Source organism: Streptomyces aurantiacus (assembly GCF_027107535.1).
GTDB lineage: Bacteria > Actinomycetota > Actinomycetes > Streptomycetales > Streptomycetaceae > Streptomyces.
On the sequence record NZ_CP114283.1, the window covers coordinates 2,779,506 to 2,799,426 of the forward strand.

The 19,921-nt window shown below is 72.3% G+C and carries 19 protein-coding genes; 11 read left to right on the forward strand and 8 right to left on the reverse strand.

Going from position 1 to position 19,921, the window contains the following annotated elements:
* Positions 1-52 precede the first annotated feature (52 nt).
* Positions 53-1,315 carry a glycoside hydrolase family 10-like protein gene (locus tag O1Q96_RS13985; RefSeq protein ID WP_269248480.1) on the forward strand — a complete coding sequence of 421 codons (1,263 nt, stop codon included), beginning with the start codon at positions 53-55 and terminating at the stop codon, positions 1,313-1,315.
* A gap of 1 nt (position 1,316) precedes the next feature.
* Here the strand turns inward: O1Q96_RS13985 and O1Q96_RS13990 are convergent, their stop codons facing one another.
* Both O1Q96_RS13990 and O1Q96_RS13995 read right to left on the reverse strand, forming a co-directional pair.
* Positions 1,317-1,514 (reverse strand): DUF1918 domain-containing protein, encoded by a 198-nt coding sequence (locus O1Q96_RS13990; protein ID WP_269248481.1) that lies wholly within the window; start codon positions 1,512-1,514, stop codon positions 1,317-1,319.
* Positions 1,515-1,605: 91 nt separating this feature from the next.
* Positions 1,606-2,571, reverse strand: a complete 966-nt coding sequence (locus O1Q96_RS13995; protein ID WP_269248482.1) for a DMT family transporter — start codon at positions 2,569-2,571, stop codon at positions 1,606-1,608.
* Between O1Q96_RS13995 and O1Q96_RS14000 the strand changes: the two genes are divergently transcribed.
* Positions 2,570-4,009 (forward strand): aminotransferase-like domain-containing protein, encoded by a 1,440-nt coding sequence (locus O1Q96_RS14000; RefSeq protein WP_269248483.1) that lies wholly within the window; start codon positions 2,570-2,572, stop codon positions 4,007-4,009. The genes O1Q96_RS13995 and O1Q96_RS14000 overlap by 2 nt on opposite strands.
* Before the next feature lie 115 nt (positions 4,010-4,124).
* Positions 4,125-4,709: a histidine phosphatase family protein gene (locus O1Q96_RS14005; protein WP_269248484.1), complete on the forward strand. Its 585-nt coding sequence runs from the start codon at positions 4,125-4,127 to the stop codon at positions 4,707-4,709.
* Here the strand turns inward: O1Q96_RS14005 and O1Q96_RS14010 are convergent.
* Positions 4,691-5,212 (reverse strand): DUF6314 family protein, encoded by a 522-nt coding sequence (locus O1Q96_RS14010; protein ID WP_269248485.1) that lies wholly within the window; start codon positions 5,210-5,212, stop codon positions 4,691-4,693. The two genes, O1Q96_RS14005 and O1Q96_RS14010, sit on opposite strands and share 19 nt — an antisense overlap.
* Positions 5,213-5,347: 135 nt before the next feature.
* Between O1Q96_RS14010 and O1Q96_RS14015 the strand changes: the two genes are divergently transcribed.
* From O1Q96_RS14015 to O1Q96_RS14025, 3 genes are all read left to right on the forward strand, one after another.
* Positions 5,348-7,834, forward strand: a complete 2,487-nt coding sequence (locus tag O1Q96_RS14015) for an alpha-L-arabinofuranosidase C-terminal domain-containing protein (protein ID WP_269248486.1) — start codon at positions 5,348-5,350, stop codon at positions 7,832-7,834.
* A gap of 242 nt (positions 7,835-8,076) precedes the next feature.
* A complete protein-coding gene (locus O1Q96_RS14020) occupies positions 8,077-9,249 on the forward strand; it encodes a DUF6745 domain-containing protein (RefSeq protein ID WP_269248487.1) in 1,173 nt (390 codons plus the stop codon).
* Between the two features lie 65 nt (positions 9,250-9,314).
* Positions 9,315-9,782 (forward strand): hypothetical protein, encoded by a 468-nt coding sequence (locus tag O1Q96_RS14025; RefSeq protein WP_269248488.1) that lies wholly within the window; start codon positions 9,315-9,317, stop codon positions 9,780-9,782.
* A gap of 97 nt (positions 9,783-9,879) precedes the next feature.
* Here the strand turns inward: O1Q96_RS14025 and O1Q96_RS14030 are convergent, their stop codons facing one another.
* Positions 9,880-11,022: an outer membrane protein assembly factor BamB family protein gene (locus O1Q96_RS14030; RefSeq protein ID WP_331276040.1), complete on the reverse strand. Its 1,143-nt coding sequence runs from the start codon at positions 11,020-11,022 to the stop codon at positions 9,880-9,882.
* A gap of 47 nt (positions 11,023-11,069) precedes the next feature.
* On the opposite strand from O1Q96_RS14030, the gene argC reads away from it, so the two are divergent.
* The 5 genes from argC to O1Q96_RS14055 are packed head-to-tail and all read left to right on the forward strand — an operon-like array spanning position 11,070 to position 15,888.
* Positions 11,070-12,098 carry an N-acetyl-gamma-glutamyl-phosphate reductase gene (gene argC / locus O1Q96_RS14035; protein WP_269248490.1) on the forward strand — a complete coding sequence of 343 codons (1,029 nt, stop codon included), beginning with the start codon at positions 11,070-11,072 and terminating at the stop codon, positions 12,096-12,098.
* Positions 12,095-13,246 (forward strand): bifunctional glutamate N-acetyltransferase/amino-acid acetyltransferase ArgJ, encoded by a 1,152-nt coding sequence (gene argJ, locus O1Q96_RS14040; protein ID WP_269248491.1) that lies wholly within the window; start codon positions 12,095-12,097, stop codon positions 13,244-13,246. Before argC ends, argJ begins: the two co-directional genes overlap by 4 nt.
* On the forward strand, positions 13,243-14,145 hold the full coding sequence (argB, locus tag O1Q96_RS14045) for an acetylglutamate kinase (RefSeq protein ID WP_217454894.1): 903 nt from the start codon (positions 13,243-13,245) through the stop codon (positions 14,143-14,145). Before argJ ends, argB begins: the two co-directional genes overlap by 4 nt.
* Complete coding sequence (locus O1Q96_RS14050) at positions 14,142-15,344, forward strand: acetylornithine transaminase (protein ID WP_269248492.1); 1,203 nt, start codon at positions 14,142-14,144, stop codon at positions 15,342-15,344. The genes argB and O1Q96_RS14050 overlap by 4 nt, the downstream gene beginning before the upstream one ends.
* Positions 15,345-15,351: 7 nt before the next feature.
* Positions 15,352-15,888 (forward strand): arginine repressor, encoded by a 537-nt coding sequence (locus O1Q96_RS14055; protein ID WP_217454892.1) that lies wholly within the window; start codon positions 15,352-15,354, stop codon positions 15,886-15,888.
* 148 nt (positions 15,889-16,036) lie between these two features.
* Here the strand turns inward: O1Q96_RS14055 and O1Q96_RS14060 are convergent, their stop codons facing one another.
* From O1Q96_RS14060 to O1Q96_RS14075, 4 genes are all read right to left on the reverse strand, one after another.
* Positions 16,037-16,774 (reverse strand): FAD:protein FMN transferase, encoded by a 738-nt coding sequence (locus O1Q96_RS14060; protein ID WP_419587047.1) that lies wholly within the window; start codon positions 16,772-16,774, stop codon positions 16,037-16,039.
* Between the two features lie 52 nt (positions 16,775-16,826).
* A complete protein-coding gene (locus O1Q96_RS14065) occupies positions 16,827-17,666 on the reverse strand; it encodes an FMN-binding protein (protein ID WP_269248494.1) in 840 nt (279 codons plus the stop codon).
* Between the two features lie 19 nt (positions 17,667-17,685).
* Positions 17,686-19,014, reverse strand: coding sequence for a ferredoxin reductase family protein (locus O1Q96_RS14070; RefSeq protein ID WP_269253594.1), 1,329 nt, complete (start codon positions 19,012-19,014; stop codon positions 17,686-17,688).
* 204 nt (positions 19,015-19,218) lie between these two features.
* A complete protein-coding gene (locus tag O1Q96_RS14075; RefSeq protein WP_269248495.1) occupies positions 19,219-19,920 on the reverse strand; it encodes a L,D-transpeptidase family protein in 702 nt (233 codons plus the stop codon).
* Position 19,921: the final 1 nt, after the last annotated feature.

Below are 19,921 nucleotides of genomic sequence, written 5' to 3' on the forward strand. Positions count from 1 at the left end.
CGGGGTGAACGGTCCGTGACCAGGCGGACCCACTCTGTTTGGGGTGTGCGGCATGGGGCGTATGTCACGACGGGGCTTCGCGGCGGCCGCGGCGGTCGGACTGTCGGGCCTCGCGACGGCGGGACTGGCCGTGGCGGCTGAGGTCTCCGGGGGCGGCGGCCCCGATGCGCCCGGGCGCCGTGCCCGCACGGGTGCGCTGCGCGGGATGTGGCTGGCGACCGTCGCGAACCGTGACTGGCCCTCGAAGCCCGGTCTGAGCGCGGCCCAGCAGCGCACCGAGCTGCTCGCGCACCTCGACACGGCCGTCCGGCGCCGGCTGAACGCCGTGATCTTCCAGGTGCGCCCCACGGCCGACGCCCTGTGGCCCTCGCCGTACGAGCCCTGGGCCCAGTGCCTCACCGGCGTACAGGGCAGGGCGCCCGGCTGGGACCCGCTCGGCACCGCCGTGAAGGAGGCCCACGCGCGCGGGCTCGAACTGCACGCCTGGTTCAACCCGTACCGCGTCGCCAACCACACCGACCCGGCGAAGCTCGTCGCCTCGCACCCCGCCCGCAGGCACCCCGACTGGGTCGTGCCGTACGGAGGGAAGCTCTACTACAACCCCGGTCTGCCCGAGGTGCGCGCCTTCGTCCAGGACGCGATGCTCGACGCGGTCCGGAAGTACGCCGTGGACGCCGTCCACTGGGACGACTACTTCTATCCGTATCCGGTCGCGGGCCAGGTCTTCGACGACGACGCCGCGTACGCCGCACACGGCGGCCCGTTCCCCGACCGGGCGGCCTGGCGGCGCGACAACATCGACCGGCTGGTCCTGGAGACCGCCGCCCGGATCAGGCGGATCCGGCCCGGCACGAAGTTCGGCATCAGCCCCTTCGGGGTGTGGCGCAACGCCGTGACCGACCCGCTGGGCTCGGACACCCGGGCCGGCGTCCAGACGTACGACGACCTGCACGCCGACACCAGGAAGTGGGTCCGGGAGCACTGGATCGACTACATCTGCCCGCAGCTGTACTGGAACATCGGCTTCACCGCCGCCGACTACGCGAAGCTGATCCCCTGGTGGGCCCAGGTCGCGCACGGCAGCGGCACCGAGCTGTACGTCGGCGAGGCGCTCTACAAGGCCGGCGACCCGGCGCAGCCCGCGGCCTGGCAGGACCCGGCGGAGCTGTCCCGGCACCTCACCCTCGCCAGGAGACATCCGCAGGTGCGCGGGCACGTGTTCTTCTCGGCCAAGGAAGTGGCGGCCGACCGTATCGGGGCCATGGCGAGGGTGGTCGCCGACCACTACCAGCAGCCGGCGAAGCCCTCGCGCTGACCTATCGGGCGGTGTCCTCGTGGTGCTGGACCACACAGTCGGGGCCGGGCGACATCAGGCTTTCGTGACCGTCCTCGAAGCGGACCCGGTACGGGGGACTCCCCTTCGTCCCGAGCACCTCGATGACTTCCGCGACCCGGTCGTGCTGCCCGACGGTCCTGCCGTGCACCAGTAGATGGTCGCCTACGGTTGCTTGCATCCGGGGCCTCCTCGTTCCGCACGGGAGTGGCGATTGGTGGCCGCAAGTCTACGGCCGGTGGCACGCGTTGTGACCGGCTCGTACGTGCCGCTCAGCCCCGTGCCCGCTGGGTGACGGCGATGCAGACGAGGACGGCGGCGGCCGTCAGCGGGGCCGCCGGCGTCAGATGCTCGCCCAGGAGCAGCACCGACCACACCAGTGTGAGCAGCGGCTGCGCCAACTGCAACTGGCTGGCCCTGGGGATGCCGATCGCGGCCATGCCGCGGTACCAGACGACCAGGCCGAAGAACTGCGAGCCGACCGCGACCCACAGCAGTCCGGTCACGCTGTGCGCGGTCAGCGACACGGGTTCGTACGACAGCGCGATCGCGGCCGCCGGCACGGTGAGCGGCAGGCACAGCACCAGCGCCCAGGCGATGACCTGCCAGCCCGGCATCACGCGGGCCAGTCGGCCGCCCTCGGTGTAGCCCGCGGCACAGACCAGCAGGGCTCCGAAGAGGTAGACGTCCGCGCCGGACAGGGCGCCGCCGCTCTGCTGCACGGTGAACGCGATCACCACGGCGGCGCCCGTGCACGCCGCGGCCCAGAACGTGCGGGAGGGGCGGGTGCCGACACGCAGGGCCGAGAACACGGCGGTCGTCAGGGGGAGCAGTCCGACGACGACCGCGGCGTGCGCGGTGGTCGACGTCTCCAGGGCGAGCGTGGTGAGCATCGGGAAGCCGAGGACGACCCCGGCTCCGACGACGGCAAGCCCCGCCAGGTGGGCGCGGCCGGGCAGCGGGACGCGCAGGGCCAGGAGGCAGCCGCCCGCGACGACCGCGGCCAGGACGCTCCGCACCGCCACGAGCGACCAGGGGCCGAAGCCCTCCAGGCCCCACGCGGTGGCGGGGAAGGTGAGGGAGAAGGCGGTGACGCCGAGCGCGGCCAGGACGGTCCCGGTCCGGGGACCCGGCTGGGCGGGGTGCCGGTCCGTGACGGGCCCGTCCGTCCCCGCACCGTCCGGCACAGTGGGCACCGCTATCGAAGTCTGTGCGGTAGCGCTATTCTCTGCTCTCATGCATGAGCGTAGCAGTGTCGGTGACCTGGCGAACCAGCTGAAGAGCGAGCTGAACCGCTACTCTCCAGGTGGAAAGCTGCCGTCGAGTCGCGCGCTCGTCGAGAGGTTCCGGGTGAGCCCCGTGACCGTGTCCCGGGCGCTGGCCCAGCTCTCCGCCGAGGGGCTCGTGGTCACCCGGCCCGGGGCGGGGGCGTTCCGTGCCGAGCCCCGCGACGCCGAGCCCGCCGCGGGGGACACCTCCTGGCAGGAGGTCGCCCTCAGCGCGGACGCCGCGTCCGAACTCGTCCCCCGCACGGTGGACGCCTCGGGTGTGCTCGTCTCGCTGGCCGCCCCGGCGCCGGGGGTCGTCGAGTTCAACGGCGGCTATCTGCATCCCTCGCTGCAGCCGGAACGGGCGATGTCCGCGGCGCTGTCCCGGGCGGGCCGGCGTCCGGGCGCCTGGGGCCGTCCGCCGACGGACGGGCTGCCGGAGCTGCGGGAGTGGTTCGCGCGGGGCATCGGCGGCGCCATCACCGCCGCCGAGGTGCTGATCACGGCCGGCGGGCAGTCCGGGCTGACCACCGCGCTGCGCGCCCTCGCCCCGCCCGGCGCTCCGGTCCTCGTCGAGTCGCCCACGTATCCCGGCATGCTGGCGATCGCCCGCGCGGCAGGACTGCGGCCCGTGCCCGTGCCCGTCGACCGGGACGGCGTGAAGCCGGCACTGCTCGCCGACGCGTTCCGGGCGACCGGGGCCCGGGTCTTCGTCTGCCAGCCGCTGTTCCAGAACCCGACCGGCGCGGTGCTCGCGCCGCAGCGCCGGGGCGAGGTGCTGCGGATCGCCCGCGACGCGGGCGCCTTCATCGTCGAGGACGACTTCGTACGCCGTCTCGTGCACGAGGACGCGGGGCCGATGCCGCGTCCGCTGGCCTCGGACGACCCCGACGGCGTCGTCGTGCACGTCTGCTCGCTGACCAAGGCGACCTCGCCGAGCTTCCGGGTGAGCGCCCTGGCCGCCCGGGGACCCGTGCTGGAACGGCTGCGGGCGATCCAGGTCGTCGACACGTTCTTCGTGCCGCGGCCGCTCCAGGAGGCGGCGCTTGAACTCGTCGGCTCGCCCGCGTGGCCCCGCCATCTGCGGGCCGTGTCGGCCGAGTTGCGCAACCGGCGCGACGCGATGGCCGCCGCGCTGCGGCTGCGCCTGCCGGAGCTTTCCCTGCCGCACATCCCGTCGGGCGGCTACCAGCTGTGGCTGCGCCTGCCCGACGGCACGGACGAGCCGGCCCTCCTCGCGGCCGCACTGCGCGCGGGCGTGGCCGTCACCCCCGGCCGCCCCTACTTCAGCGCCGAGCCCCCGGCGCCGCACCTGAGACTGAGTTTCGCCGCGGTCGCCGGAACGGCGGAGATCACGGAAGGCGTACGGAGACTGCGCGTGGCATATGACGAGGTCAGCCGGGTCTGAGGCGGACCCGGCCCGCGCAGGCGCCGGACCTCGGGTGATCCACCGGCCGTGAGCATTCCGTGCACGCTGCCGATCGCCTCTTGACCTGCCAGGTTCCGGCCCTCACCATCGCCGCATGCATGTTCGGGTCACGCTGATCGCCGCCGCCCGCGGTTCCTCGTTGCTCGCCGAGCGCTTCGACGACGACCGGCCACTGGACCAGGCGGGCTGGGGCGAGGTGCAGCGCGTCGCCCACGTCCTCGTGCCGTTGGCGGCGGCCGAGCTGCGGTACTGCTCGCCGACGCCGCGCAGCCGGGCCACCGGCGACGCTCTGGGCCTCGCGCCGCTGGTCCAGCCCGCTCTGCGGGACTGCGACATGGGCCGCTGGCGCGGGATGACCCTCGGCGAGGCGATGGCCCGCGAACCCGAGGCCGTCGACGCCTGGCTGGCCGACCCGTACTCCGCTGCCCACGGAGGCGAGCCGCTGGCGGCGTTCGTGCAGCGCGTGGGCGGCTGGCTCGACACCCGTCCCGCCGACGACGGCGGCCGGATCGTCGCCGTGGCCGAGCCCGCCGTCGTACGCGCGGCGCTCGTCCACGCCCTGAAGTCCTATCCGTCGACGTACTGGAACCTCGACGTCCGTCCGCTGTCGACGGCCACGCTCACCGGCCGGGCCGGGCGCTGGAACCTCCGGTTCGACGCTCAGTCCGAGCGCGTGTAGTCCTCCCGTACCGGGGGCGGCGCGCCGCCCCGCTCCGCGGCGGGCCGGACGCTGACTCTGTCCCGCGTGTAGTCCGTCGTGAGCAGCAGCTGCTTGGCGGGTCCGCCCACCCGCCACACCGTCCGCCATCGGTCCGCGCCGTGCACGGTGAACTCGCCCCGGTACAGGTCCGCCGCGCACGGATGGTCGGTGAGGTGCCGCCCGGAGCTCAGGTCCAGCCCGTGGAAGGGGCGGCCGTCGGCGAACCGCACGTCGGCCCGGCCGGCCCCGTCGCCCGGCAGGAACCGCAGGGTGCGCTCGGCGGGCCGCGCCACGCCCTGCCACACGAAGGTGCCGGACTCGCGGTGAAGGAGCCCGGCCCCGCCGTCGTCCGGCGGCTCGAACACCGTGGTCCCGCCGAAGGTGCCCGAAGCCCCGCTCGCGAGATCCCGCACCGAACGCTCCACGCGCCAGGTGCCGGCCAGATACGCCAACGCATCGCTTACCGGCCAGAATTCGGCCATCCCTTCCGCCTCCCCGGCCTCTCCTGTCCAACCCATTGACGCACTCCTGGCTCCTACCTATCTTGCCGTTCGAAGTATTGATCACTGTCCGGTATATCGAACATTCTGTTTACCTCTCGGAGCCGCGGAGGATCCATGTCCCATGCCCGCACCCGCACTCGCCGGAGACTGACCCTCACGGCCACCGCCCTGCTGGCCGCCTCCTTCCTCGTCCCGGCCCCGGTGAACGCCGCCGCCGAGGACGCGACCGACTACGCGATCACCGTCGACCCGAAGGCCCCGGGCGCGACGATCGACGACACGATGTACGGCGTCTTCTTCGAGGACATCAACCGGGCCGCGGACGGCGGGCTGTACGCGGAGCTCGTGCAGAACCGGTCCTTCGAGTACTCCACGGCCGACAACCGCTCGTACACGCCGCTCACCTCGTGGGTGACCACTGGCACCGCGAAGACCGCGGACGACGAAGGCCGCCTGGGCGACCGCAACCGCACCTACCTCGCCCTGGACGGCGGCTCGTCCGTCACCAACTCCGGCTACAACACCGGGATTCCGGTCGAGAAGGGCAAGGTCTACGACTTCTCGGTGTGGGCCCGCGCGGAGGGTGCGTCCGCCCTCACGGTGACCCTGCGGGACGCCGACGGCGAGCTCGCCCAGGCCCGGCGCGTCACCGCCCGCGGCGGCTGGGCCAAGTACACGGCACGCCTCACCGCGTCCCGCACCAGCGCCACCGGCCGCCTCGCGGTGGCCGCGGGCGGTCCGGCCGCGCTCGACATGATCTCGCTCATGCCCCGTGACACGTACAGGGGCCACGGCCTGCGCAAGGACCTCGCGCAGAAGATCGCCGCCCTGGATCCCGCCTTCGTCCGCTTCCCGGGCGGCTGCCTGGTCAACACCGGCAGCATGGAGGGGTACGACGAGGCGTCCGGCTGGGAGCGTCAGCGCTCGTACCAGTGGAAGGACACCATCGGTCCCGTCGAGCAGCGCGCGACGAACGCCAACTTCTGGGGATACAACCAGAGTTACGGCCTCGGCTACCACGAGTACTTCCAGTTCTCCGAGGACATCGGCGCCATGCCGCTGCCCGTCGTGCCCGCCCTCGTCACCGGCTGCGGCCAGAACCGCGCCACCGACGACGACGAGCTGCTCGAGCGGCACATCCAGGACACCCTGGACCTCATCGAGTACGCCAACGGCCCGGTGACCAGCGAATGGGGCAGGAAGCGGGCGAAGGCGGGCCACCCGAAGCCCTTCCGCCTCACCCATCTCGCGGTCGGCAACGAGGAGAACCTGCCGAACGAGTACATCGACCGCTTCAAGCAGTTCCGGGCGGCCATCGAGGCGAAATACCCCGACATCACCGTCATCTCCAACTCCGGCCCGGACGACAGCGGTTCGACGTTCGACACGGCCTGGAAGCTCAACCGGGAAGAGAACGTCGACATGGTCGACGAGCACTACTACAACAGCCCGGCCTGGTTCCTGCAGAACAACGACCGCTACGACTCGTACGACAGGAAGGGACCCAAGGTCTTCCTCGGCGAGTACGCCTCGCAGGGCAACACCTTCAAGAACGCCCTCTCCGAAGCCGCGTTCATGACCGGCCTGGAGCGCAACGCCGACATCGTGAAGCTCGCCTCGTACGCCCCGCTGCTCGCCAACGAGGACTACGTGCAGTGGCGCCCGGACCTGATCTGGTTCAACAACCACGCCTCCTGGAACTCGGCCAACTACGAGGTCCAGAAGCTCTTCATGCGCAACGTCGGCGACAGGGTCGTACCGTCGAAGGCGACCGGCACGCCGTCGCTCAGCGGGCCCATCACGGGCGCGGTCGGCCTGTCGACCTGGGCGACGAGCGCCGCGTACGACGACGTGTTGGTGACCGGCGCGGACGGTACCGCACTGTTCGGCGACGACTTCTCGGGTGACGCCTCGAAGTGGACCCACACGGGCGGCGGCAGCTGGAGCGTCCAGGACGGGCAGTACGTGCAGAGCGACACGGCCGCCGAGAACACCATGGTCTCCGCGGGCGATCCGGCCTGGCACGACTACGACGTGCACGTGAAGGCCACCAAGAAGTCCGGCAAGGAGGGCTTCCTCGTCGCCTTCGGCGTCAAGGACACCGGCAACTACTACTGGTGGAACCTGGGCGGCTGGAACAACACCCAGTCCGCCGTCGAACAGGCCGTGGACGGCGGCAAGTCGACGCTCGTCACCAAGGCCGGGTCGATCGAGACGGGCCGCGCCTACGACATCGACATCAAGGTCCGCGGACGGCAGGTGTCCCTCTACCTCGACGGCGAGGAGTGGGGCAGCTTCACCGACGACAAGCCGGCCGAGCCGTTCCGGCAGGTGGTCACGAAGGACAAGAAGACCGGTGACCTCATCGTCAAGGTGGTCAACGCCCAGGCGGAGGACGCCCGTACGGCGATCGACCTCGGTGGCGCGAAGGTCCGGCCGAAGGCCGAGGTGACGACGCTCGCCGCGGCGCCCGACGCCGTGAACACCGAGACGGCCACGGCCGTCGCGCCGGTGACGTCCACGTTCTCGGGAGTGGCGAAGAAGTTCACGTACACCTTCCCGGCGAACTCGGTGACGTTCCTGCGCATCAAGAAGGGCTGACCCGGCGGGCGGCGCGGGCTCCCGGAAGGAACGGGCCCGCGCCGCCCGCACTTCGGAGCGGCCCGTGCGAAAACTCCTTGCGGAACCTCCGTCCCCGCTGTCACGATCCCTCGCATGATGAGTCGAAAGGCGGACACCGCCCCCGTCCGGTGAGCGCGGTCTCCGGTCCCACGCAGGGATCACCCCGAGGCGCGCACCCCGCGCGCCGCACCCTCCCTCAGCCCGCATCCCCCGAAGAGCGCGTGGCGTCGGCGCGTCTTCTGGCGCAGGAATGGCTCACGCACGGCCTGTCCACCCGCCCGGCCGACAGACCCCGGGCCGAGGCGGCCGTCACCGCCCTGTACCGCCTGATCGGCAGCCCCGCGCCCGAGTTCGTGTGGGTGCGGTCGCCGTGGGCGGGGCTGTCGATCGTCCTGGACGACCCCCTCTCCTTCCCTCCGGTTCGCATGGCCGGCGACTCCTTGCCCCGACGGCCGGACGACTGGCCCGTGGCGGCACGCCTGGCGTCGCAGGTGATGTACCTGCGCCGGCGCATGGACCACCGCACGGGGCGCCGGTCGGCGTGGAGGGGCCGCAGGACACCGATGGCGGTGCGCACCGAGGACGCCCTGGCCTCGGGGGTGCCGGTGAGCAGTGTGGTCGAAGGCGTCGTCCACGACGCGCTGCACGCGACCCTGCACGACTGCGTCCGAGCCCTGCTGCGGACGGAGTTCCTGCCCACGACCGGCGGCACGGACGGCGTGACCTGGTACGGCCAGCACGACGCCCACTGGATCGCCCACTACGACGTCCACGAACGCGTCGGCCTGGCCGCCTACCGGCCCGCGGACCACACCCACCTCGACCACTGGGCCGAACTCGCCCGGTCCACCGGCTGGTGGTGGCCCGGCGAAGGCGTCTGCGTCATGGCCGAGCGCACCACCGAGGTGCACACCGAACCCCTCCCGAACGCCTTCCACGGCGAGCTGAGGCTGCACCGCGACGACGGCCCGGCCGTCCGGTACGGGGACGGCACCGCGGCGCACGCCCTGCACGGCACCCGGGTCCCGGCCTGGGTGGTCAACGCCCCCACGGCCGACCGCATCCACGCCGAGCGGAACGTGGAGGTCCGGCGCAGCGCCATCGAACGGATCGGCTGGGGCGCCTACATCGAGCAGGCCGCCCTCCGGCACGTCGCCACCGCCGCCGACCCCGGCAACACGGGCTCGGACCTGCACCTCTACGACGTTCCCAGAGAGCTGTGGGGACGCCCGGCGCGCCTCCTGCTCGTCGTCAACGGCTCGGTCGAGCCCGACGGCAGCCACCGCCGCTACGGCCTGAGCGTGCCCTCCCACTTCGACGATCCGGTGGCGGCCGCGGGCTGGTCGTACGGCCTGTCGGGCGAGCAGTACGCCCAGCTCGTCCGCCGGACCTGACCCGTTCCCGAAACCCTCCCGGCCCTCGACCCTCCCGGCCCTTCTCACCACCAGAGGTGACACACATGCAGACGACCATGACCCTCGCCGACCTCGCCGACCGCACCGGCCTCGACGTCCTCGGCCACCTGGAACGCCAGGTCACCATCCCCGTCGTGGACGGGCTCCAGGCCCAGGGCGACCTGATCGTCGTCCCGTACGCGTTCCTCGCGCACAGCGTGGACCTGGACCCGGCCTTCTCGTCCACCCGCTGGCAGGACGTCCCCGCCGAGGGCGTCGAGCTCCTCCGCAGCGCCGCCGGAGGAAACCCGCACACCCTCGTCGCCGACCCCGGCACCTGCCGGTTCACCACCGACGTCCGCGATCCCGTGGGGCTGGCGCTCGGCGCCCTCGAGACCACGGCCGTCGCCTACCTCATCCACCCCGAACACGGCGGCACCGGCATCGCGCCCGGCCGCTACGTCGTACGACGCCAGCGCGAACGGGCCATGGACCGCTCGGGGTGGCGCGGGAACCGGATGGTCGCCGACTGACGCCCCGAGCGTCACGGCCGCGGGCAGGACGCCCGGACCGGTGGCGCGGCAAGGTGCCCGCGTCGCCGGGGCCGGCGCAACTCCGGGCGCCGGACGCTCAGTTCACGGCGTCCCCCGGCCCGGTGGCCAGGGAACGCAGGGCATGCAGGTGGCCCTTGAGGGTGCCGACGTAGACCGTGCCGTCCACGACCGTGGGTGAGCCCACCCGGTCACCGGCCGCGAACTTCCCGTGCGGCGCGCCGGTGGCCGCGTCCACGGAGTACAGGTGGTGATCCCACGAGCCGAAGTGGACCAGCCCGTCGGCCACCGCCGCCGAGGACGCCACGGCCCCGTCGGCGCGCACCCGCCACCGCGGCTCACCGGTCACGGCGTCCACCGCGTAGAGGTGGTGGTCCCAGCTGCCGCAGTACACCAGGCCGTCGGCGACCGCGGGGGAGGCGGTCGCGTAGTGACCGGTGCGGTACTCCCACAGCCGCCGGCCGTCGCGGGCGCCGACCGCGTACAGGCTGCTTCCGCTGCTGAGGAAGACGGTCTCCCCGGACACCGCCGGCGCCGACGCCTCGTTCCACTCGTGGCCGGTCGTGAACCGCCAGCGCCTCTCCCCGGTGGCCGCGTCCACGGCATGGAGACCTCTGTTGTCGCGCTCCCCGCCCACGTGCGCGTACACCACGCCGTCGGCCACGGTCGGGCATCCGAGCACCTCGCCGCCGGTCAGCTCCCATCGCTGCTCCCCGGTGGTGGCGTCGAGGGCCCGCAGGCCGTTCCCGTCGCCGATGTGCACCACCCCGTCGGTCACGGCGGCCCGCGCGCTCACGGGCGCACCGGTGGCGGCCTTCCAGAGCTGCCGCCCCGTGAGCGCGTCCAGCGCGTACACGGAACCCGTCGCGTCGTCGCTGCCGAAGTGGACCACCGAGCCGGCCACCACCGGGGCCCGCGGACTGATCCGGTCATGACCGGTGACGAAGCTCCACCGCTGCTGCCCGGTGAGCGCGTCCAGCGCGTACAGCTTCGGCCCGCTGCTGACGTGCACGACGCCGTCCGACACGGCCGGCCTCGACATACCCCCGTGGCCCGTAGAGAAGCGCCACCGCTCCCTCGGCTCCGGCGACCCCATCCGCCCCACCCCCGTCTCCGCCCCGTGGACCCGGTCGCGGCCCACCTGCATGATCCCGCACCGGGGGCGGGTAGAGAAGAAGACGTCCAGGGACCCGACCCGCCCTTCCGCGAGGCAGGATTGCATAGATCTGCAGCGGAACGTATAGTCATGCCATCCAAGAGGAGGGTTCCATGGCGGTACGTGCGGCAGTGGCCGGAGCGAGTGGGTACGCGGGCGGGGAACTGCTGCGTCTGCTTCTGGTGCACCCCGAGATCGAGATCGGCGCCCTGACCGGCAACTCCAACGCGGGGCAGCGGCTCGGCGCCCTGCAGCCGCATCTGCTGCCGCTGGCCGACCGCGTACTCCAGGAGACCACGGCCGAGGTCCTCGCGGGGCACGAGGTCGTCTTCCTGGCCCTGCCCCACGGGCAGTCCGCCGCCGTCGCCGAGCAGCTCGGCCCGGACGTCCTGGTCATCGACATGGGCGCCGACTTCCGGCTGAAGGACGCGGCCGACTGGGAGAAGTTCTACGGCTCGGCGCACGCCGGGACCTGGCCCTACGGCCTCCCCGAACTGCCGGGTGCCCGCGCCGCGCTGGAGGGGTCCAAGCGTGTCGCGGTGCCCGGTTGCTATCCGACGGCCGCCTCGCTGGCGCTCGTCCCGGCGTACTCGGCGGGCCTCGCGGAGAACGAGGCCGTCGTCGTCGCCGCGTCCGGCACGTCCGGCGCGGGCAAGGCCCCCAAGGCGCATCTGCTCGGCAGCGAGGTCATGGGGTCCATGTCCCCGTACGGGGTCGGCGGTGGCCACCGGCACACCCCCGAGATGATCCAGAACCTCGGAGCGGCCGCGGGCGGGCCCGTCACCGTGTCCTTCACGCCGACCCTCGCCCCGATGCCCCGCGGCATCCTCGCCACGTGCAGCGCCAAGGCGCGGCCCGGCGTCACCGCGGAGTCCGTCCGGGCCGCGTACGAGAAGGCCTACGCCGACGAACCGTTCGTGCACCTGCTGCCCGAGGGCCAGTGGCCGGCGACCGCGTCCGTCAACGGTTCCAACGCCGTTCAGGTGCAGGTCGCGTACGACGAGGCCGCGGGCCGCATCATCGCGATCAGCGCCATCGACAACCTCACCAAGGGCACCGCGGGCGGTGCCGTCCAGAGCATGAACATCGCCCTCGGGCTCGACGAGGCCACCGGCCTTTCCACGATCGGAGTCGCACCGTGAGCGTCACCGCCGCCAAGGGGTTCACCGCCTCGGGCATCGCAGCAGGCATCAAGGAGAACGGCAACCCCGACCTGGCCCTCGTGGTCAACAACGGGCCCCGACTGGCCGCGGCGGGCGTTTTCACCTCCAACCGCGTGAAGGCTGCCCCGGTGCTCTGGTCCGAGCAGGTGCTGAAGGGCGGTCAGGTCTCCGCCGTGATCCTCAACTCCGGTGGCGCCAACGCCTGTACGGGCCCCAAGGGCTTCCAGGACACGCACGCCACCGCTGAGAAGGTCGCCGAGGTCCTCGGGCAGAACGCCGGCGAAGTGGCCGTCGCGTCGACCGGGCTCATCGGCCTGCTGCTCCCGATGGACAAGCTCCTGCCGGGAGTCGAGCAGGCGGCCGCCCAACTCTCCGAGCACGGCGGCGAGAAGGCCGCCATCGCCATCAAGACCACCGACACCGTCCACAAGACCTCGGTCGCCTCGGGGGCCGGCTGGACCGTGGGCGGCATGGCCAAGGGCGCGGGCATGCTCGCCCCCGGCCTCGCCACGATGCTGGTCGTCCTCACCACGGACGCCGACGTCGACAGCGGCGTACTGGACAGGGCACTGCGGGCGGCGACGAAGGTCACCTTCGACCGGGTCGACTCCGACGGCTGCATGTCGACGAACGACACCGTCCTGCTGCTCGCCTCCGGCGCCTCGGGAGTCACCCCGGAGTACGCGGAGTTCGCCGAGGCGGTACGGTCCGTCTGCGACGACCTCGGACAGCAGCTGATCCGGGACGCCGAGGGCGCCGGCAAGGACATCAAGGTCGAGGTCGTGAACGCGGCGAGCGAGGACGACGCCGTCGAGGTCGGCCGTTCCATCGCCCGCAACAACCTCCTCAAGTGTGCGATCCACGGCGAGGACCCCAACTGGGGCCGGGTGCTGTCCGCGATCGGCACGACGTCCGCCGCCTTCGAGCCCGACCTCCTGAACGTCGCGATCAACGGCGTCTGGGTGTGCAAGAACGGCTCCGTCGGCGAGGACCGCGACAAGGTCGACATGCGCTACCGGGAGGTCCACATCGTCGCCGACCTCGCCGCGGGCACCGAGACCGCCACCATCTGGACCAACGACCTCACCGCGGACTACGTCCACGAGAACAGCGCCTACTCGTCATGAGCACCACGCGTAAACACACCGCACTGCCCAAGGCCCAGATCCTCATCGAGGCATTGCCCTGGCTGACCCGGCACAACGGGAAGACGGTCGTCATCAAGTTCGGCGGCAACGCCATGATCGACGAGGACCTGAAAGCCGCGTTCGCGCAGGACGTCGTGTTCCTGCGCCAGGCCGGGCTCAAGCCCGTCGTCGTGCACGGCGGCGGACCGCAGATCAGCGCCGCCCTGGACCGGCACGGCATCGTCAGCGAGTTCAAGGCGGGCCTCAGGGTCACCACCGAGGACGCCATGGACGTCGTACGCATGGTGCTCGCCGGACAGGTCCAGCGCGAACTGGTCGGGCTGCTCAACCAGCACGGACCGCTCGCCGTGGGACTCACCGGCGAGGACGCGCACACCATCACAGCCACCAGGCACCAGCCCGAGATCGACGGGGAGTTGGTCGACATCGGGCGGGTGGGCGAGATCACCGCGATCGACACGGGCGCGATCGAGGCACTGCTCGCCGACGGCCGGATCCCGGTCGTCTCGTCGATCGCCCGTAGCCAGGACGACGGACATGTCTACAACGTCAATGCTGATACGGCGGCTGCGGCACTCGCTGCGGCGCTGGGCGCCGAAACACTGATGGTCCTCACCGACGTCGAGGGCCTCTACGAGGACTGGCCGAACTCCGACGAGGTCATCAGCCGGCTCACCGCGAGGGAGCTGGAGAAGCTGCTGCCCGAGCTGGCCAGCGGCATGGTGCCGAAGATGCAGGGCTGTCTGCACGCCGTCCGCAACGGCGTGAACACCGCCCGGGTGATCGACGGCCGGGTCCAGCACTCGATCCTGCTGGAGATCTTCACCGACGAGGGCATCGGCACGATGGTCGTGCCCGATGCGGAGGGGGACGCATGACCGCCAACGAAGAGCTCACCCAGCGCTGGCAGGGCGCGCTCATGGACAACTACGGCACCCCCCGGTTGCCCCTCGTCCGCGGCGCCGGCACCCGGCTGTGGGACGCCGACGGCACCGAGTACCTCGACTTCGTCGGCGGGATCGCGGTGAACGCGCTCGGCCACGCCCACCCGGCGATCGTCGAGGCGGTGAGCCGGCAGATCGCCTCGCTCGGCCATGTCTCCAACCTCTTCGTCGCCGAGCCGCCCGTCACGCTCGCCGAGCGGCTGCTCCAGCTCTTCGGGCGGGAGGGCCGCGTCTACTTCTGCAACTCGGGGGCCGAGGCCAACGAGGGCGCCTTCAAGATCGGCCGGCTGACCGGCCGCACCCACATGGTGGCGACCGACGGCGGCTTCCACGGCCGGACCATGGGCGCGCTGGCACTCACCGGCCAGCCGGGCAAGCGCGAGCCGTTCCTGCCGCTGCCGGGAGACGTCACCCACGTGCCGTACGGGGACCCGCAGGCGCTGGCCGCCGCCGTCACCGAGGACACCGCGCTGGTCGTCATCGAGCCGATCCAGGGCGAGAACGGCGTGGTCGTGCCGCCCGCCGGCTATCTGAAGGCGGCCCGTGCCATCACCGCCGCCACCGGCAGCCTCCTCGTCCTGGACGAGGTGCAGACCGGGGTCGGCCGCACCGGGCACTGGTTCGAGTACCAGGCACACGAAGGCGTCCTGCCGGACGTCGTCACCCTGGCCAAGGGCCTCGGCGGAGGCCTGCCGCTCGGCGCGACCGTCGCCTTCGGCCGCGCCGCCCAGCTCCTGCAGCCCGGTCACCACGGCACGACGTTCGGCGGCAACCCGGTGGCGTGCGCCGCGGGCCTCGCCGTCCTCGACACGATCGGGACCGAGGGCCTGCTGGAGAACGTGAAGCGGGCCGGCGAGAAGCTGCGGGACGGAATCGAGTCCCTCGACCACCCGCTGATCGACCATGTCCGGGGCTCGGGCCTCCTCCTGGGTATCGTGCTCACCGAGCCGCTGGCGCCCCGCGTGCAGCAGGCGGCTCAGGACGCCGGCCTCCTGGTGAACGCGCCCGCCCCCGATGTCGTACGGCTGATGCCGCCGCTGAACATCGGCGAGGACGAGGTGGACGCGTTCCTCCGGGCCCTGCCCGGCGTTCTCGACGCGGTGACCAACGGGGACGGACGAACCGGGGAATGAGACGACGATGAGCCAGGCGCAGGATCACGACCACGCGGGACCTGCCGTCCCGCAGACCCGTACCGCACGCCACCGCCGGATCGTGGACATCCTCAACCGGCAACCGGTGCGCTCCCAGAGCCAGTTGGCGAAACTGCTCGCCGACGACGGACTGAACGTCACGCAGGCGACGCTCTCCCGGGACCTGGACGAGCTGAACGCGGTGAAGATCCGCAACAACGACGGCGACCTCATCTACGCGGTACCGAGCGAGGGCGGTTTCCGGACCCCCCGCGCCCCGCTGGGGGAGTCGGCGAAGGAGGAGCGGATGCGGCGGCTGTCCGCGGAGCTGCTGATCTCCGCGGAGGCGTCCGCGAATCTCGTGGTCCTGCGGACCCCGCCCGGGGCCGCGCAGTTTCTCGCCTCGGCCATCGACCAGGCCGAGTTGCAGGACATCCTCGGGACGATCGCGGGTGACGACACGTTGATGCTGATCAGCCGGGATCCCTCCGGGGGGCAGGCGCTGGCGGACCACCTGCTGCGGCTGGCCCAGAGCCACCACTGAGGGGCCGGCGGGGCACGTTCGCCGCGGGTGCGTGAGGGTGAGGAACCGGGGCGCAGCCCCGTTCTTCAGGGGCGCGGGGAACTGCGCGGCCAGCCACGACGCACCCGCACCCGCCCGGCCACCCGAATCGGGACACACCCCGGGCCGGTCAGCCCAGCCGGTCGGCCAGACCCCCCGTGCATCTGACCTCGTCGCCCGCGGTGATGAGCAGCGCCTCGATGTCCGGCAGGGACTCCAGCCAGGCGAGCGCCTGCCGGGAGCCCATCGCGAAGGCCGCCGTCGCCCAGGCGTCCGCCCAGATGATGCGGGGGCCGACGACCGTCACCGCGACCAGGTCGGTGACCGCGGAGCGGCCCGTGCGCGGATCCACGATGTGCGTGCCGCGCTCGGCGGAGCCCGACGTGGCCACGGCCAGCCGGTCGAGACCCGCCGCGGAGACCACGGCGGCCAGACCGCCCGGGCGCAACGGGTCCGACACGCCGACCCGCCAGGGCCGGTGCGGTCCCGGCACGCCGTACATCTGCACGTCGCCGCCGCCGTTCACGCTCACCCCGCTCGCCCCGGCCGCGAAGATCCGCTGGGCCGCCCGTTCGACGGACCAGCCCTTCACGATGCCGGTCGGGTCGATGACGCCCGCGTACTTCGTGCTGAACCAGCCGTCGCTCAACCGCTCGGCCTCGGCGCACAGTTCGAGCACCTCGGCGACCTCCGGATCGCACTCCTCGACGGTCAGTCGGCCACGCGCCAGCCGGGAGATCTGACTGTCCTCGCGGTAGGTGCTGAACACCTCGTCCACCACGTGGAGTTGGGCGACGGCCTCGTCCAGCGCGGCTCGTACGGCCCCGGGTTCACCGCCCCGCACGTCGAAGGAGAAGACCGTGCCCATCACCTCCTCCGCGTGACGCAACTCCGCGGGTGCCTCGGCCGGTTCGGCCGGGTCAGCCACCGGCCTGATCCAGGGCCGACTGCAGGGACTCCTTGTAGCCGCCGCTGGTGTAGGTGGCTCCGGAGACGGCGTCGATGTCGGCGGTGCCGGTCGCGACCGCGGCCTGGTTCAGCTTCGGTACCGCGTCGCCGCTGATCTGGCTGCTGCGCCCGCCGCTGGGCGACTGGACCGCCTCGGCCTTGGTGATCTTGCCGCCGGTCACGGTGATCCGGACCTGCACGGGACCGTAGTCGGTCGTGACGGCCGTACCGGTGAGGGTCTGCGCCTGGGCGGCGCCCGCCCCCGCACCCGCGTCCGCGTCGGCCGAACCGCCCTCCGATCCGCTGCCGCCGTTCGCACCGCTCGCGTCGGCCGAGCCGCCGCCGGGCGCCGCGGCGCCCGCCTGGTCGAGGGCCGACTGCAGGGACTTCTTGTAGCCTCCGCTGGTGTAGGTGGCTCCGGAGACGGCGTCGATGTCGGCGGTGCCGGTCGCGACCGCGGCCTGGTTCAGCTTCGGCACCGCGTTGGTGCTGATCTCGGTGCTGCGCCCGCCGGTGGGCGACTGCACGGCAGCCGCCGAGGTGACCTTGCCGCCGGCCACGGTGACCCGTACCTGGACGTTGCCGTACTCGGTCTTGACGACGTCACCGGTGAGGGTCTGGACCTGGGCGCCGCCCGCGGCCTGCACACCTCCGGACCCTTGCGGGGCGACCGACTGCTGCTGCTGTGGCGCGCCGTCGGCGGACGCGGCCGCCGGGTCGGACGAGGGCTTCAGTGTCAGCAGCAGGACGATCCCGGACACCGTGGCGGCACCGGCCAGCACGACTCGTCGCAGGGGATGGCTCTTCTTCATCGGTCCGGACTCCCGTTCCTCACAACTCGAAGGACTCGTGGTGGATGCGGCGGGCCGGCACGCCCGCGCCGCGCAGTGCGGTGTACGCGCCCTCGGCGAAGCCGGGCGGCCCGCACAGGAACACGTCGTGCTCGTCGATGTCGGGCAGCTTGCGGCGCAGCGTCTCGGGATTGATGTCCGGGCGCTCCCCGTCGGGGCTGTTCACCGCGTACATCAGCCGGGCACCGCGCTCGTCGGCGATGGCCGACAACTCGTCCCACAGCGCCAGGTCCTGGGTGCTGTTGGCCCGGTACAGCAGGGTGAGGTCGCCGCGCTCCGCGGGCAGCGTCTCGAACAGCGCCCGCATGGGGGTGATGCCCACACCGCCGGCCATCAGCAGTACCTTGCCCCGGCTGCGCCGGGACGCGGTCAGTGCCCCGTACGGGCCCTCGGCCCACACCCGCGTGCCCCGCTTCAGCCCCTTCAGCGCGGTGCTGTGGTCGCCGAGCGCCTTGACGGTGATCCTGAGCAGACCGGGCCGGGGTGCCGCCGACAGCGAGTACGGGTGCGAGCTGAGCCGCATGCCCGGCGCCATGAACCGCCAGCGGAAGAACTGCCCGGGCTCGGCACCGATTCGGTGCAGCCGCTTCCCGCTGATCAGCACGGAGACGATGCCGGGCGCCTCCTCGACGACCTCCTCGACCCGCATCTGGTGCCGCAGGTTGAGGCGGATCGGTGTGATGACCCGGTACCACACCACCAGCGCGGTCACCGTGCCGTACAGCGCGTACCAGGCCGTGGTCGCGGCCGGCTCGACGGCGAAGTCGTTGCCGGTGGACAGCTGGTGCCAGAACGACAGGTACACGGCCGCGTACGTGAGCAGGTGGATGTGGTACCAGGTGTCGTACGGGATCCGCTTGCGCAGTCCGCCCACGGAGATCAGGCCGATGAACAGCAGCAGACCCGTGCCGATGGCCGCCTTGCCCATGTCGGGCAGGGTGGTGACCGAGTCGACGGTCTGCGCCACGACCCCCGTGTTCGCCTGGAGGGCGTAGCCGTACATCGTCAGTCCGATGTGGGCGAGGGTGAGGCAGAGCGTGTAGCGGCCGCTCATGGCGTGCCAGCGGGCGACCCGGTCCGACCCGACCCGGCGTTCCAGCGCGGGCACCCGGGCCATCTGCAGGACGACGAGGGCCATCAGGTACCCGGCGAGCAGACCCGTGATGCGGCCCGCGTTCAGGATCCGGCCCTTGTCGTCCGCGATGGCCGGGGTGTTGCTCCACCACAGCCAGACCACTCCGGCCGCGCCCGCCCATACGGCGATCAGCAGCGGGATGGCGGGGGAGCGGCGAGGGCGAATGCGGCGCATCGTCTGACGCCGCGCCGCGCGGCCGCCGGCGATCGTGCTCACAGTTCCTCCGTGTGGGACGCTGGGAAGGGGAGTGGCCCCTTGGCCCACTGGTACGTCCCGGGGCGGCCGTGTGTTCAACGGCCCGGAGGGCAAGCCGTGAACTGGTGCGACTCGCGGTAACACCGCGGTGGCGCGAAGCTCCCCGCCGGGGCCGCGCGCAGGTCAGTAACGGGTGATCGAGGTCGGCCCGCTGTCGGTCCCGATGGCGATGTGCGGCTTTTGCTCGGGCTCGGCCCAGTCCAGGACGCGGCGCATCGCGTCCTTGGACACGGACACACAACCGGCGGTCGCCCCAGGGCCGTTGACGTGCAGGAAGATCCCCGCGCCCCGCCCCCGCACCGGCCGCGCGTAGTTGAAGCCGATGACGAGCGCGTGGGCGTACTGGGTCCGGTACGAGATCAGGTGCTCGGACTCGGCGGCGCGGCAGTCGGCCGGCCTCGGTTCGGTCCAGCGGTTGTAGGAGCGGGACGCGTTGTCCTGGCACCACCAGGAGGCCTGCCGCACACGGCGGTACGGCGTGGTGGTCCCCGCGGGCGCGCGCTCGATGCCGAAGGCGTACGGCAGGTCGTAGAGGCCGGTGGGGGTGGTGTTCGTGCCCTGCTCGCGGGAGCCGCCCTCGACGAGTCCCCGGGCGCCGAAGCGCGCGGGCGCCGAGCCGGCCTTCACCCAGCGTCCGTCACGGCGGCTCCACCAGGTGACCGTGCCGGTCGTCGAGGAGGTCCGGGAGGCCCGCGCGGTGACGAGCTGGCTGCCGCCGCCCGTGTCCGCCATCCGCTCGGGCAGCGGGGACCGGCCGGGGGGAGCCGGGGCGGCCGCCAGGACGAGGAGGGAGACGGACGCGAGGACGACGGCTCCGAGGCGCATG